The 15,435-nt window shown below is 72.1% G+C and carries 8 protein-coding genes; 3 read left to right on the forward strand and 5 right to left on the reverse strand.

Going from position 1 to position 15,435, the window contains the following annotated elements:
• Positions 1-229: 229 nt before the first annotated feature.
• From ACSYGO_RS02410 to ACSYGO_RS02420, 3 genes are all read left to right on the forward strand, one after another.
• Positions 230-1,600, forward strand: a complete 1,371-nt coding sequence (locus ACSYGO_RS02410; RefSeq protein WP_460385626.1) for an MFS transporter — start codon at positions 230-232, stop codon at positions 1,598-1,600.
• A 220-nt stretch (positions 1,601-1,820) separates the two neighbouring features.
• Positions 1,821-2,429: a TetR/AcrR family transcriptional regulator gene (locus tag ACSYGO_RS02415; RefSeq protein ID WP_426681383.1), complete on the forward strand. Its 609-nt coding sequence runs from the start codon at positions 1,821-1,823 to the stop codon at positions 2,427-2,429.
• Between the two features lie 25 nt (positions 2,430-2,454).
• Positions 2,455-4,110 carry an acyl-CoA dehydrogenase family protein gene (locus ACSYGO_RS02420; protein ID WP_426681384.1) on the forward strand — a complete coding sequence of 552 codons (1,656 nt, stop codon included), beginning with the start codon at positions 2,455-2,457 and terminating at the stop codon, positions 4,108-4,110.
• Between the two features lie 125 nt (positions 4,111-4,235).
• Here the strand turns inward: ACSYGO_RS02420 and ACSYGO_RS02425 are convergent, their stop codons facing one another.
• The 5 genes from ACSYGO_RS02425 to ACSYGO_RS02445 all read right to left on the reverse strand — a co-directional run bounded on the left by ACSYGO_RS02425 (position 4,236) and on the right by ACSYGO_RS02445 (position 15,399).
• Complete coding sequence (locus tag ACSYGO_RS02425) at positions 4,236-7,604, reverse strand: ATP-binding protein (RefSeq protein WP_460385627.1); 3,369 nt, start codon at positions 7,602-7,604, stop codon at positions 4,236-4,238.
• A gap of 74 nt (positions 7,605-7,678) precedes the next feature.
• Positions 7,679-10,615, reverse strand: coding sequence for an FG-GAP-like repeat-containing protein (locus ACSYGO_RS02430; protein ID WP_460385628.1), 2,937 nt, complete (start codon positions 10,613-10,615; stop codon positions 7,679-7,681).
• Positions 10,615-13,176 carry a S8 family serine peptidase gene (locus ACSYGO_RS02435; protein WP_460385629.1) on the reverse strand — a complete coding sequence of 854 codons (2,562 nt, stop codon included), beginning with the start codon at positions 13,174-13,176 and terminating at the stop codon, positions 10,615-10,617. Before ACSYGO_RS02435 ends, ACSYGO_RS02430 begins: the two co-directional genes overlap by 1 nt.
• A 169-nt stretch (positions 13,177-13,345) precedes the next feature.
• Positions 13,346-13,783, reverse strand: a complete 438-nt coding sequence (locus ACSYGO_RS02440) for a GNAT family N-acetyltransferase (RefSeq protein ID WP_460385630.1) — start codon at positions 13,781-13,783, stop codon at positions 13,346-13,348.
• Positions 13,780-15,399, reverse strand: coding sequence for a hypothetical protein (locus ACSYGO_RS02445; protein WP_460385631.1), 1,620 nt, complete (start codon positions 15,397-15,399; stop codon positions 13,780-13,782). Before ACSYGO_RS02445 ends, ACSYGO_RS02440 begins: the two co-directional genes overlap by 4 nt.
• Positions 15,400-15,435: the final 36 nt, after the last annotated feature.

Here is a 15,435-nt window from a genome sequence, read left to right on the forward strand (position 1 = left end):
CCCGTCCGCGATCCGGCCGGCGAGCGCGTCGGCGCCGCCCGACCGGACACGCGCGGGTGGACACCACCCGTGGTCCGCTCCCCCGCCCGCGTGTCCCGTCGCTTCACCACGGGTGTTCCGGACCTCGGTTCCCGGTCCGGCGCCCCGTCGCTCCGCCTCGGGTGCCCGGCCCCGTCACCGGGTCCGGCCCCTTCTCCTGTCCCCAGTCCGCTTCCCGCCGGAGGTCCCCATGTCGGACCGCACCACCCCACGCACACCGCAGAGCCCGTTCAGATCGGCCCTCGCCGCCCTGGCCGGCACGTCCATCGAGTGGTACGACTTCTACGCCTTCGCCACCGCAGCGGCGATCGTGTTCGACGACGTCTTCTTCCCCGCCGACATGCCGACGGCCCTGAAGACCATCTCCTCCTTCGCGACCTTCGCCGTCGGCTTCCTGCTGCGCCCGCTCGGCGGCATCGTCTTCGGCCACATCGGCGACCGCGTCGGCCGCAAGAAGACCCTGGTCATCACGCTCCTGATGATGGGCATCGCGTCGTTCGCGATCGGTCTGCTGCCCACCTACGAACAGGTCGGCGTCCTGTCCCCCGTCCTGCTGATCACGCTCCGCCTCGTCCAGGGAATCGCGATCGGTGGCGAATGGGGCGGCGCTGTGCTCATCGCCGTCGAGAACGCGCCCGAGGGCAAAGCCACGTTCTTCGGCTCCTTCGCGCAGCTCGGCTCCTCCGTCGGCGCCCTGCTCTCCACCGGCGCCTTCAGTCTGATGAACCTCTTCGGGGACCAGGCGTTCGACAGCTGGGGATGGCGTGTGCCCTTCCTCGCCTCCGCGGTCCTCGTCGTCATCGGCCTGGTGGTGCGCACCAAGCTGGAGGACTCCCCGGTGATGGACGACGTCCACGCCGAGCGGGCCGAGCAGGGCGATCGCAGGCTGCCCGTCGCCGAGGTGCTGCACAAGAGCTGGAAGACGGTCCTCACGGGCGTGTTCGCGCTGGCCACCGCGACCGGCGGCTACTACGTCGTGACCAGCTACCTGCTCTCCTACGGCACCGACGACCTGCACCTGTCCGAGTCCATGCTCCTCAACGGCCTCACCCTGGCCGCGTTCCTGGAACTCGTGGTCACCCCGTTCCTGTCGCTTCTGGGCGACCGGATCGGCGCCCACAAGGTCGTCGTCGCGGGCCTCGTGGGAGTCGTACTGCTCGCGATCCCGCAGTTCATGGTCATGGACGGCGGAAGCGTCGTACTGACCTACCTGATGATGCTCGCCATGCGCCTGGTGATGTCCGCGCTGTACGGGCCGATCGCCGCCATCCTGGCCGACGGGTTCGCCCCGCACGTCCGCTACACCGGTATCTCGCTCTCCTACCAGATCTGCAACCTGGTCTTCGCCGGCTTCGCACCGGTCACCGCGGTCTGGCTGTCGTCCCTGGCCGGAGGCGCCTACTGGCCCCCGGCGGTCGCGCTCATGGCGGTCTCCGTCATCGGCATCTGGTGCACCCTGCGGCTGCGGACGTACCACCTGCGGCGCATCGCCGCCGAGTCCGCTCCGGGAACCGGACCTGCCTCCGTGGCCGCGCCGGCACCGGTGTCGACCCGAGCCTGACGGGACATCGCCACTTGTCGGCCCGGCCCGCACCGCCTGATCGGCGGTGCGGGCCGGGCCCACGACGTATCCCCGTCCGTGGACGCCCCTCCCGCCGTACTGCCCCGCGGCTCGGACAGATACGTGCTCGCGCGTCGGCCCGGCGGCGTCAGCTCCCCGGACGAGTCGGGCCGGGTTCACGACCGTAGCGGGAAACTCTGAATGATGGTTCACTTCTTGCATGCCCTATCGCAAGACCCCCGCCGAAGTCCGACGGCTCGAAGCCGCCCGGGACCACCTCGTGGCCTGCGCCACCGCGGTCGTCGCCGAGGTGGGCTGGTCGCAGGCGTCGGTGACCGCTGTCGCCGACTCGGCGGGGATCGCGGCAGGCTCGGTCTACCAGCACTTCCCGTCCAAGTCGGCCCTCGCCGTCGAGGTGTTCCGGCGCGCGGCCGGACGCGAGGTGGAGGTGCTGGGGCAAGTACTCGACGGACCCGGCACCGCCGTGGAACGGCTCGCCCATGGCGTGGAGGTCTTCGCCCGTCGCGCGCTGGAGAACCGCGGACTTGCCTACGCCCTGCTCGCCGCGCCGGCCGAACCCGCGGTCGGCGCCGAGCGTCTCGACTTCCGCCGCCGGTACCGCGCCCTGTTCGCGGAAGTGGTCCACGAAGGCATGACGGCGGGACTGCTGCCCGCCCAGAACGGCGAGATCACCGCCGCCGCGCTCACCGGCGCGATCGGCGAGGTGCTCGTCGACCCGCTCGGCGCACCCGACGAAGACGCCACCGACGAGCTCCTCGCAGAGCTCAGGGCCATGGCCCTGCGCTGCGCGGGCGCCCCGTCCGTCTGACCCGACCCCGCTCCCAGGAGGCCCGATGTCCACGCCCGCACCACGCAGCCACCCTGCCGCCGTGACGCACGAAGTGACCAACCAGCCGCCGCCGTTGGCCGGGCACGACGTCGCCGAGGACCCGGTGCTGATCGAGGGCGTGCGCCGCGAGGGTGCCGCCTGGTACCTGGACGACCTGCACCGGCTCGGCCGCCGCACGGGCAGCGAGCAGGTGCAGCGCTGGGCGGAGGAGGCGAACCGGTACGAGCCGGTGCTGCGCACCCACGACCGCTACGGCCACCGCGTCGACGAGGTCGACTTCCACCCCTCGTACCACGCGCTGATGGACGTGGCGATCGGCGAGGGCCTCGGCGGCAGCGCCTGGGCCGACGCGCGCGAGGGCGCGCACGTGGCGCGCGCCGCCGGGTTCATGGTGTGGAGCAGCGCCGAGGCCGGACACGGCTGCCCCGTGTCCATGACGTACGCGGTGGTCCCGGCGCTGCGCCACACCCCCGACCTCGCCAAGACGTACGAGCCGTTGCTCACCAGCCGTGTCTACGACCCCGGTCTGCGTGCCCCCGCCGGCAAGCGCGGCCTGCTCGCGGGAATGGGCATGACGGAGAAGCAGGGCGGCACCGATGTGCGCGCCAACACGACCACGGCCGCCGAACAGCCCGACGGGACCTGGCGGTTGCGCGGGCACAAGTGGTTCACCAGCGCGCCGATGAACGATCTGTTCCTCGTCCTCGCGCAGGCACCGGGCGGACTGTCCTGCTTCCTCGTGCCGCGTGTCCTGCCCGACGGCAGCCGCAACACCTTCCGCATCCAGCGGCTCAAGGACAAGCTGGGCAACCGCTCCAACGCGAGCAGCGAGCCCGAGTTCGACGACACCGTGGCCTGGCTCGTCGGGGACGAGGGCAAGGGTGTGCGCACCATCATCGACATGGTCACCATGACCCGGCTCGACTGCGTGCTCGGCTCCGCCTCCGGGACCCGCGCCGCACTCGCCCAGGCCGCCCACCACGCACGCCACCGCACGGTGTTCGGCGCCAGGCTCGTGGACCAGCCCCTGATGCGCAATGTACTGGCCGACCTGGGCCTGGAGTCGGAGGCCGCGACCACGCTCGCGCTGCGGCTGGCCGGGGCCACCGACCGGGCCCAGCGCGGCGACGCCCAGGAGCGTGCGTTCCTGCGTCTAGCCACGGCGGTCGGCAAGTACTGGGTGTGCAAGCGTCAGCCCGCCGCCGTCGCCGAGGCCCTGGAATGCCTCGGCGGCAACGGATATGACGAGGCCTCAGGCATGCCGCGCCTCTACCGCGAGGCCCCGCTCAACGGCATCTGGGAAGGCTCCGGCAACGTCAACGCCCTCGACATGCTGCGCGCCCTGGCGCGGGAGCCCGAGTCGCTGGAGGCGTTCCGTGCCGAGATCGAGGCGGCGGCCGGTGCCGATCACCGACTCGACACCGCCTGGCGGGAGTTGCAGGGCGAACTCGTGCTGACCGAGGACGCTCCGCTGCGCGCCCGCCGTGTCATCGAGCGGGCGGCCCTGGTGCTCCAGGGCTCGCTGCTGGTCCGGCACGCGCCGGCCGCGGTCGCCGACGCGTTCTGCGCGTCGCGTCTCTCCGGGGACCGGGGCCTCGCCTTCGGAACGCTGCCGCCCGGCACGGATTTCACGGGACTGCTGGAGCGGCTCCCCGTCTGACGGAATCCGGTGGGGGGCCGTCGGCCGCGCCCCGCTCTCGGCACGGTGCGGGTGTCCGCCGGGCACCCGCACCGTGCCGAGCGCGCCCCCCCGAATCGGGCTGGTCATGCTGCGACGAGCCCGAACTACAGGAAGACCCTCGCTCCTTCGCCGTCCACCGCACCGCCGTCATACATCAGACCGCGCGCGGCGGCCGCGCGTCGGCTCCCGGCCGGATACGGCAGCGTCGATGCCAGCGACTCGGCCCGCGTGAGCGCCTCGTCGGCCTCCTCCGTCCGCCGGAGCCCGGCCAGGGAGACGGCGAGGGCGACCCTTGCCTCCGCCTCGGCCAGACGCTCGCCCGTCCGACCCGCTCGCCGGACCTCCGCGAGCGCGATCCGTCGTGCGGACTCCGCCCGCCCCGAGAAGAGTTCGCCCCAGGCCACCAGGACCGGCGCGTCGTCCGCGAAGCCGTCGAGGGTCCGCAGCGCCTCGTGCGGGCGGTGCGTGCACAGGGCGAGTTCGGCACGTGCCGTACGCACCTCGTGACCGGCCTGCCGGTCGCCGCGTTCGCCTGCGGACGCCTCGGCACGGTCCAGGAGCGCGTCGGCGTCCGCCGTCGCACCCTCCCGCATCCGCACCCGGGCCAGCGTCGCCAGCGCGTACGGCAGACACCAGGCACCGTCCGGGTCGGCACCGGCCACCGCCGCCTCGGCGAGGGTGCGGGCCGTCTCGGGCTCCTCCAGCAGCAGGTGCAGTTCGGCGAGGTTCGCCCGCTCGAACGCGGCGGCCGTGGGATCTCCGGACTGCTCGGCGAGGTCGAGCGCGCGCTCTCCGGTGCCGACGGCTTCGCGCAGCCGGCCGGCGCGTCGCGCGTTCTCCCGCAGGGTCGACAGGACCGAACCGAGCAGCGTCGGATCGCCGTACGCCTCGGCCGGCGCCAGCGCCCGATCGCCCTCCTCGCGGGCCTGGTCGAAGCGGCCGGCCAGGCCCAGGTTGCCGGCCCGCAGGGCGTAGGCGCGGGCGGTGAGCCCCTGTCCCGAGGCTCCGGGCACCCGCCGTGCGGCCGCGAGGGCGTGGCGCGCGGCCGTGTCCCCGTCTTCGTACCGCCCTTGCACGCAGCGGATGACGGACAGGGCGAGGTAGTGGGTGGCGGCCGGCTCGGGCGCGGTGGCCTCGGCCACCGGATGGGCGTCCAGGACCTCGAGGCCGGTTTCGAGGGCGCCCGTCTTGACGAGTGTCTCGGCGAGCCGCGCCGCCGCGAGCACCGCGTCGTGGTGGTCACCGCGCCGCACGAACTCGGCGAGCGCGAGCCCCAGCGCGTCGGCCGCCCGGCTGAAGTGGCCCATTCTGCGCAGTACTTCACTGTGCGCGAGCCGGGCGCGGGCGGCGTCCACGTCGATGCGCGCCACGAGATCACGGTAGTAGCGGTCGGCGCTGTCGTTGGCGTACACGGCCGCCGCCCGCTCGGCGGCGCGGCGCAGGTACTCGGCCGCGCGCGGGTCGTCGGCACGTTCGAAGTGCGAGGCGAGCGCGTCGACTGCGTCGGGCCGGCGACGGAGCACCGCGTGGGCAAACGCGCCGTGCAGCTGCCGGCGCCGGATCGTGGAGAGCTGTTCATAGCAGGTGAGGCGGACGAGTGGGTGCCGGAACGCGAGCCCGGCCTCGGCCCGTCCGGCCACGACGACCTTGCGCTCCTCGATGATCGCGGCGCCGATGGCGTCCTCGATCGCGTCGGCGGCGGCCGCGGCGTCGACGGCGGGACGCAGCCCGTGTGCGGCGACGTCCAGCAGCTCGGTCAGCGCGGCCTCGCCGCCCGCGGCGGACAGCGCCTCGACGACCCGGCGGGTCCGCGGCCCGAGCCTGCCCAGCCGCTCCCCCACCAACTGCCGTACTCCGTCGGGGGATTCGGCACCCGGCGGACCGTCAGCCAGGCCGCGGGCCAGCTCCAGGGCGAACAGTGGGTTGCCGAGAGAGAGCTCCCACACCCGGCCGAGCCGGTCCTCCGGGCCCGGCTGCGGCGCGGCGTCGCGCACCACGGCCAGGCAGGCATCCCGGTCGAGCCGTGCCAACACCTCCCGTACGAGCAGCCGTTGACGGATCAGCTGGGCGAGTGCGAGGCGCCGTCCATCGCCCTCGGGCACTTCCTCCTCCCGGTACGTCACCAGGAAGCGCAGTGCCGTCCCCGTGCCGGCGGCCCGTCGCGCGAGATGGCTCAGCAGCTGGTACGAGCCCTCGTCGGCGGCGTGCAGATCGTCCAGGACCACCAGCACCGGCCGGGCCGCGGCGAGTTCGCCGAGCAGCGCCGACGCGGCCCGGAACAGCCGGTCGCGCTCCTCCTCGGGGCTGCGCCGGTAGCCGTCGCGCACGCGGCCCAGCGACGGCAGGAACGCGGCCAGTTCGGGGTATTCGGCGCCGACCCGGGCCCGCTCCCCGGCGTCCCGGTCGGCGAGCCAGCCCTCCAGCGCCTCGGCGAACGCCCCGTACGGCGTGTGTCCCTCCGCGTCGTGCCCGCCTCCCCACAGCACGGCGGCCCCCGCCCCGGCGGCCCGCCGCGCCGTCTCACCGGCCAGCCGGGTCTTGCCGACACCTGCCTCGCCGGTGAGCAAGGTCACCGGCGGCCCGCCCTCGGCCAGCAGCCGGGCCAGAAGTTCGTCCCGGCCGCGCAGCGGCGCCGTCGCTGGGGTCCGCAGCAGCGCGGGCAGCGTCGGCGCGCCGGGCGCGGCGGCGGGGGCCGCGTCCAGGGCCGCCTGGTGCAGTCGCTCGGTCTCGGGGCCGGGACGCACGCCGAGTTCGGCGTCGAGGGCGGCCCGGCAGACGTGGTACTGGTGCACGGCTCGGCGGCGCAGTCCCTGGCGCAGCGAGGCGTCGATGACGACGCGGTGGGCGAGTTCCTCGGCCGGGCTGGCGGCGAGCACCCGCTCGGCCACGGCGACCGCCTCGCTGAGGGAGCCTTGTGCCAGGTGTGCGGCGGCGAGCGCGAGCAGCACCTCCTCCCGGAGGGCGACGAGGTGGTCGCGGCGGGACTGCACCCAGCTCGCGTAGCGATCCTCGGGGAGCAGTTCCCCGGCGAACAGGCCCAGGGCGGCGGCGAGCGCGCCGGGGTCCCGGGAGGCGAGCGCGGTCCGCGCCGACGTCTCGGCGTCGTCCGCGTCGATCCGTACGGTCGCCGGGTGCAGCCGCAGCAGGGTGCCGTCGGATATCAGGTACGAGGAGGCTGCGCGCGGCGGGAGTTCGGGTTCGAGGGCGCGGCGCGCGGCGTGCAGGGCGACGCGCAGACTGCCGGTCGCGGACTGCCGGTCGGCGTCGGGCCAGCAGACGTCCATGGCCTGCTCACGGTGGAGCTGGTGCTCGGGAGCGACGGCGAGCAGCTTCACCAGGGTCTGGGCGCTGGGGCGAGGCCAGCGCTCGGCAGGTGCCGGACCGCTGTCACGAGTCGCGGTGAAACCGCCGAAAAGGTGCAGCCGGAGCAGCGGAGTGGCCGAATTCGTACTGTCCGTATGCTGCGCGTTCATGAGAGCGCAACTCTAACCGAGCGAGCTGAGGACCCCCCGGGCGCGGCCCGGGGGGTCCGTGGGAGCGGCTCGGATCAGGAGAGCTTGTACGCGGTCACCTGGTGGATGCCGTTGTCGGTCAGGTAGTAGCCGCCGCCGAACTCGCCGACGGTGCGGTCCCGGCCGGAGTCGTCGCTGTTGAGCGACAGCACCTCGTCGACACCGTCCCCGTCGAGGTCGCCCGCGAAGTAGTTGCGGGCGCCGTTGAGGGCGCCGATGGTGCCGACGGACGGTGCCCAGCTGTCCTCGGAGTCGAGGATGCTCGGGTCCCAGAGGTACAGTCCGCCCTCGACACCGGCGACCAGGAGCTCACGCCCGCCGGGACCGGTCATGAAGCCGCCGCCGTACGACTGCGGCGTGACGAACTGCGTCGTGTCGTCACCGTTCGCCCGGTACCGCCGGAACGACGCCGTGCCGCCCTCGTACAGTGCTCCGTCCTTGACGAAGTAGCTGTTGTGCGTCCACAGGCCACCCGCGAGACCGGAGTGCAGCACCTCGCCGGTGCGGCCGTCGCGGATCTCGAAGTAGTTCTGCGGACTCAGCGCGTCGGAGCCCCATTTGATGGGCGCGTTGACGGCCCACAGGTAGATCACCGCGTGCCCGTCGGCGTAGGGGATCTCCTTGGAGGCGAAGACGCCCTCGTTGGGGATGACGGTACGGATGCCGCCGACCGCGGTGTCCGGGGCCTTCGGCGCGACGGACCAGCCGACCCTGCCGCTCTTGGCGTCGAGCGCGACCGCGTTCGTCACCGGAGTGTCCAGGTCGTACGCGTCGACGCTGGCGTACGAGGCGTACACCTTGCCGTCGTCGACCGAGGTGTCGGCGAAGCGTACGTCGCCCGCGTCCGCGGGAGCACTGTACGTCCACAGCGCATGGCCGGAGCCGTTGTACGCGCGCACGGCGTCGGTCGGGACGAGGATGTCCAGTCCGCCGTCCCCGTCGAGGTCGGCCAGCTGCGCCGAGCGGACGTACTGGCCCTCGCCGGCCTCGATCGTGGTGAGCGTCCTGCCGGTCCTCCCGTCGAGGACGACCGTCGCCGTGTCGGCCGCGACCACGATCTCGGTCCTGCCGTCGCCGTTGACGTCACCGGTCTCGATGTCGTGGACCCCACCGGGCACGGTGGCCCGCCACAGCTTCTGTGGCTTGCCGCCGTCGGTCAGCGACGGGCCCGAGTAGGCCCACACCCCGTTGGACGAACCGCCCATGATCAGGTCGGTCTTGCCGTCCTTGTTCAGGTCGGCGCCCTTGGCGTAGGCGATGTCGCCCTGCAGCGGTGTGACGTTCTCCGCCTTGCCGTTGCCCAGCTTGAAAGTACGGATGTTCTCCGACTGGTCGACGACGCGCACATGCGTGCCCTGGGCGTCGTGGTAGAGGTCCTGGTACATCGGGGCGGCGGCGACGCCCTTCTGCCGCCACTTGACCGAGCCCTTGCCGGAGAACACGGTCAGGGACGCGTAGCGCGTACCGCCGCGGTTGTCCGGATCGTTGAGCTTGCGGTCGTCCTGGGCGGAGGTGACCAGCGAGCCGTCGGCGACGTCGAGGCCCCAGATGCTGGGCCCGTCGTGGCTGTTGGCGGCGTCCCGCTTGACCGTGTCCGACCAGAGCAGCGAGTTCCCCTCGCTGCCGTCGACCACACGGACGGTGCTCGCGTTCACGAACAGGTTCTCGTCGAGCGACGACTCCGCGACCGCGTACTCGGCGCCGGACCTGCCGCCGAGGTCGCCGACCGTCAGGGCGGTGGGCACCACGTTGTCACGGGCGTCCAGCGTGGTGCGCTCACCGGTCTTCAGGTCGTACGCGGCGACCTCGTAGCGCACCGCGTCCGTGGCGTCCGCCTGCTCGAGGGCGACGATCCGCTTGCGGCCGGCGTCCAGGCGCAGCTTGCGGTTGTACAGCGAGCTGTCGGACTCCCAGGTGACCGAGCCGTCGGCGGCGTCGAGCACGACGGTGCGGCTGTGCGAGTCGACGCCGGTGGCCTTGCCCAGGTTCCAGGAGGCGGCGATCGTGCCACCACCGAGGTCCTCGATGTCGCCCCAGTTCGCCTTGCGGGCTTCCTTGGTGTCGTACGTCCACGTCGTGGCCGGCGTCAGCTTGCCGTCCGCGGCCGTGAAGCGGATGCCGGTCAGGGTGACCGTCGAGGCCGCCGGGACCTTCGCGTCGCTGCTCATGCGGGGAGCGTCGGCGATCAGCAGGGTGCCGTCGACGATCTTCACCATGGAGGCGTGGTTGTACAACTTCGACCACACCGTGGTGCCGGTCCTGCCGTCGAGGACCGTCACGAAGGTGCCGGTGGTGAGGTCCGAGCCGGGCGAGGTGAACGCCCGCGGGTACGGGTTCGTGCCGACCTGTGCCGAGAACACCAGGTCCGGGACGCCGTCGCCGGTCAGGTCACCGCTCGAGTAACCGGAGTCCGAGTTCGCCGCGAACGGCGAGACCGCGTTGTAGCCCATGAGGATCTGCGCCGGATACGGCTCGACCCGCCACACCTGGAGCGGCTTGACCTGCCAGTCCGTGAAGAACGAGCTGCTGGTACGGGCCCACTTCTCGCTGCCGTCGGCGGCGTGGAGCTGCACATAGCCCATGCTGTTGACGGAGTAGTAGTCGCCGTTCTTGCCGACCGGGACCGTGGCGCCCATGCCGCGCACGCCTTCCAGCGTGGACTTCGCGGTCGTCGTGACCTTGGTGGCCGGGTCGACGTCGGTGGCCGAGTCGTCCGGCTTCGAGCCGCTGGCGGAGCCGTCCTCCGTCGCCGCGGAACCGTCGTCCGTCTTCGGGTCGGTGGTGTCCTCGGCCTTGTCGTACGGGTCGATGGCCACGTGGTCGGCCAGCGTCCTGGCCTCGGCGCTGGTCAGCTTCCTTGCCGAGCCACTGTCGTCGGCGGCCAGCGCCTGCGGGGCGGCGGTCAGGCACAGGCCCGCCGCGACCAGGGCGGAGGCGAGCCGCAGGGCCCGCCGCGAGTGGTGGGCGCTCATCACTTGGCTCCCTGCGTGAAGCGGACGGCGGTGCCGTCGGCGAGCACGGACTGGTTGAAGGAGTACTGCAGGGCGTCGGTGCCGGACTGGTTCGCGATGCCGACGGTGGCACCCGCGCCCTTGTCGGCGACGGACTTGTACTGGAGCGTCACGGCGCCGGTGGCCTCGTCGAAGACGGCCTCGAAGGTGGCACGGCCCGAAACGCCGTTCGCGTAGGCGGCGTTGTTCCAGACGATGGCGAACCTGCGGCTGCCCGTGGAGCCGGTGGTGGCCGTCTGCACGGAGGACTTGCCGTCCAGCGTCAGGTCGTCCCAGAGCGGGGCGACGATGCCCTTCACGCCGTTGGCGCCGGTGGTCGGCAGCGTGGTGTTGCTGTAGTCGCCGACGCGCGAGGACAGGAAGTTCACCAGGCCGTCGGTGGTGACGGAGGCGGAGGAGTACGGGACGCCGTACAGGCTCACCGGGAAGGGCAGCGTGACGTTCGCGGCGTCCTCGTCACCGGACAGGGCGACCTTCTTGGAACCCGAGATCCACGAGTAGGTGGCCGGGGCGCAGGAGTTGCCCGAGTTGTCGGTGCGGTCGGGGACCTGGACGTTCTTGCTCAGGTCGGCCGGGCCGACAGTGGCGGTACCGGTGTACACGCCGTTGCACAGGACCGGGGTGGCCGGCTTGACGGCCAGGCTGTAGGACCCCTCGGCGACCTTGGCGAAGGAGTACTGGCCCTTGGCGTCCGTGGTGACGGCGTCCAGCGGTGCGCCGTTCAGCTCGACCGTGGCGCCCGCGAGTGCCTTGCCGGTGACGTCGAGGACGGTGCCGGAGACCTTGTGCGAGGGCACCGCGGTCAGCGCGATGTCCTGGGTGAGGGCCTGGCTGTCGGCGAGGGTGACACCCGTCGTCGAGCCGACGGCGTAGCCGTAGCCGCTGAACGTGAAGGAGTACGTGCCGGCGGGCAGCGGCAGACGGTACGAGCCGTCGGTGCCGGTGGTGACCGTGCGTGTGGTGCCGGCGCCGGTGGCCTTCACGGTGACGTTCGGCAGCGCGGCGCCGGTCGCCTTGTCGGTGAGCCTGCCGGTGACGGTGGCGGCGGTGTGCGGCGCCTTGTCGACGGAGGCGAGGATGTCAAGCTTGCCCTCGCCCCACACGTTGTTCATGTCGGCGGTACCACCGCAGTGGGTGTCGTCGACGTTGCGCGCACCCTCGTCGAGGAGCTTGCGGGTCTCGTCGATGTCGCCGATGAGCGAAGGGGCTGCCGACCACAGCAGGGCCACGGCACCGGCGACGTGCGGCGTGGCCATCGACGTACCGGACTCGGCTTTGTACGTCGAACCCGGCCATGTGGACTCGACGTCGACGCCCGGTGCCGAGACGTTCGGCTTCATCGAGCCGTCGACCAGGGACGGGCCGAAGCCGGAGAAGGACGCGATCTTGCCTGTGGAGTCGTAGGCGCCGACGCCGTAGGACGGGGCCTGTGAGCCGGGGGCGTGGGCGGTGGAGCAGGTCGTGCCGTCACCGTCGTTGCCGGCCGCGAACGCCTCGAAGATGCCGGCGGCGTTCCAGGCCTCGACGATGTCCTGGTAGAACGTCGTGTCGCCGCCGCCCCAGGAGTTGTTGACGATGTTCGGCGCGAGGTCCGGGCGTGGGTTCTGACCGTTGTGGTCGGTCGGCGCGAGGATCCACTGTCCGGCCGCGAGCAGGGACTCGTCCGAGCAGGAGGACGACTCGCAGCCCTTGGCGGCGATCCATGTGGCGTTCGGGGCGACACCGATGCCGTGCTTGCCGACCATCGTGCCCATCGTGTGGGTGCCGTGGCCGTTGTTGTCGCACGGGACGCCGCTGGTGCCGCACTGGCCGGTCGGGTCGTAGAAGTTGTAGTCGTGGGTGAAGGTGCCGTCGCCGTTGTTGCCGCGGTACTGGGCGACGAGGTCCGGGTGGTTGTACTGCACGCCCGAGTCGACACTGGCGATGACGATGCCCTCGCCGCGGTCGTCGTACTGGTTCCAGACGTCGTCGGCGTTGATGTCGGCGACGCCCCACTCCGGGGTGTCGTCGCCGCCGGCTGCCGACTCCGTGCGCGACGTGGTGACCTTGTCGTCGGCGGTCTCGATGTCGTCGAGCTTGTAGTGCTGCTCCTTGACGATGCGGGCGACGTCCGACCTCTTCGCGAGCTCGTCGACGAGCTTCTCGTCGCCGGTGACGTGGACTGCGTCGGCTATCCAGAAGTCCTTGTGACCCACCTTCTTCTTGTCCAGGTAGGCGGTGAGCGAGCGTTGGCTGTCCGTGGCCTGGGCGCGCAGTTCCTTGAACGCGGCCCTCGCCTTGGCCTCGTGCGTGAGCTTGCCGCGGGCCGCGGAGAGATCGGCCTGTGCCTTCAGGACGACGAAGAAGGACGCTTCTCGCCCGTGGGCGACGGCGTCGCGCAACGCGGAGTCGACCTTCGGGCTCTCGGCCGGTGGCGACGAGTCGGCTGCCGCGCTCGGCAGCCCCGTCATGAGGGCCGCCGCGGTGAGCGCGGCCGCCGCCCACACGGCGACTGTGCGCCGGGGCGATCGGGACAGGTGCATCGGGGGTGCTCCTCCAGGGACGGTACGGGGGAGCACGGACGCTAGGAGGAGGCCGTTACTCGCTCATTACAGGCCTCGGAGCCTCACCCGCCGCTCCCCCGCGCGCCGTTGGAGCAGGGCTGTCGGAGGCTCTGTTCCAACGCGCCTCGCACCGTGTCCTCTGCGCCGCCTACGACGGCACGACGAAGCGATAGACCTTGGAGTCGCGCCCCCGAAATCCCAGACGCTCGTACAGTCGGTTCGCCGCCTCGCGGGACGGACGCGAGGTCAGGTCGACCGTCCGCGCCCCGGCCTCCTCGGCCAGGCGCAGTGCCTCCGCCGTCAGGGCCGCTCCGACGCCGTGCCCTCGGGCCGTCTCGTCGACCACGACATCCTCGATCCGGCACCGCAGGCCGGACGGCAACGGAAACGTGATCAGGGTGAGCATGCCGACCACCTGGCCCTGGATCCGGGCCGTCAGCAGCGTGCTGGCGTCACTGCGCAGCAGCCCTGTCACCGACTCACGGTCGGGTTCCTTCGCCGTGCCCGAAAGCTGCGGCAACAGGCGAGCGACCGCCCCGACCACCTCGTCGGTCGCCTCACGGACGACCTGCACCTCAACGCTCATGATCGGGACCCTATCGAAGGCCCGGTCGAGGCGTTCCGATGTTCGGTCCCGTCGTCCAGCAGGGCGCTCAGAGCCACGAGAAACCGCTCCCTGGCGCGCTCGACATCATCCTGGCGGGCGTCGCCACGGTTTCGGAGCTCCTGCAGCGCGCGGGCCGTCGCCAGCACGGGTCGCCACGGTGGGTCGTCCGCGTCGTCGGCACGTGCCGCGGTGCTTGGGGCGGCGAGTCGTTCCAGTTGTTCGCACCGGTGGACGACCGTCCGCAGGTTCTCGTCGAGGACGCGGTCGAAGCGCACGTCGGAGAGCCGGCCCAGGGCATGGGTCAACTGTGGTCGCAGGCGTTCGAGTTCGGTCCGTACGGCGGTCGGCCGCGGAACTTCCGTCGCGGGGCGGGATGGCGTGGCGTCTTCGGCCGGGGGCGCGGGAGACGGCTGCGGCGGCGAGGGGACCGGCTTGGCCACACCTTCGAAGGCGGCGCAGGCGCGGGCGGCCAGTTCCAGGAACCAGCGTCGTTCGCGCTCGCTGGTGCGACGTGTGACGAACATCAGGGCGCAGGCCTGAAGGGCCAGCAGGTACTGGGGGCGCCAGTCGGTCAGGGAGTAGCGCCTGCGGAGGCGCCACTCGTCCGGGGCGGAGCGGGTCTGCCGCACCATCGTGTGCAGGCCTGCGGGCAGCAGGTCCTCGTTCGGGTCGGGTGGCACGTCCGCGACGAGGAGTTCGATCAGGTCGTCGAGGGCACGGTCGCCCAGCTCGGGGAGGTAGTCGCAGACCAGGCACAGCGTCAGGTGGGCGGGATCCCGTGCCAGCAGGCCCTGTTGCTGGAAGCGTGACAGGTCGACGAAGCGATGGGCGTCGGGGACGAGTGCGGGGATCGTCTCCACCATGACGTTGCCGGGGTGCAGGTCGTAGTGGGCGCGCCCCAGGGCGACGGTGGGCGGCTTCAGCCCGGCCAGCGGCGAGCCCGCGAACCAAAGGGGGTTCGGCAGGGATGCGGAACGGCCCGGCAGCATGATGCGCGGGCGCTGCGCGTCGGCACCCAGGAGGCCGGTCACCGTGCGCTCCAGTCGGCTGTCGGGGGACGCCCGGTGGCCGAGTGCCCGCCGCAGGAACTCCAGGGCCGTCATGGAGTGGTCGGCACCGGGATCCGGGTTCCATTCGCCGAGCACCGACCGGATGACGGCGGCGGCCACGCCGGCACGCTCCGTGGAGGAGGTGAGCCGGCTGAGCGGGGTCAGTTCGTGATCACCGCGGTCGTCGAGGGCGATGCCGAGGAACATCAGCCAGGTGTCCGCCACCGCCAGCGGCGGGTAGACCTGCCGGACGAGCCGACGTTCCGGGAAGTCGAACGTACGCGCTCCCTTGTCGAACGACGGGCCCGACTTCCAGGCGATGTCCAGGTCGCGCGGTTCGGTGACGGCGCCTTCGTCCGGAGCACAGAGTTTGATCAGCAGCTTGTGTTCCGGGTGGTCCGCGTCCCCGTCGTGGTGGAAGACGGCCAGCCGGGCTCCGCTGCCGCCGTCCGGCAGCGCTTCCACGAAGTCCAGCGTGGGCCCGCCGCGCTGCCACTGCTCCAGTGCGGCCGCCGCGTCCTCACCGAAGCAGGTGCATGCGCTCATCGGCCCAGTCTGTCCGAACCGGTCCCGCGCCGACGC

The organism is Streptomyces krungchingensis, from assembly GCF_054729265.1.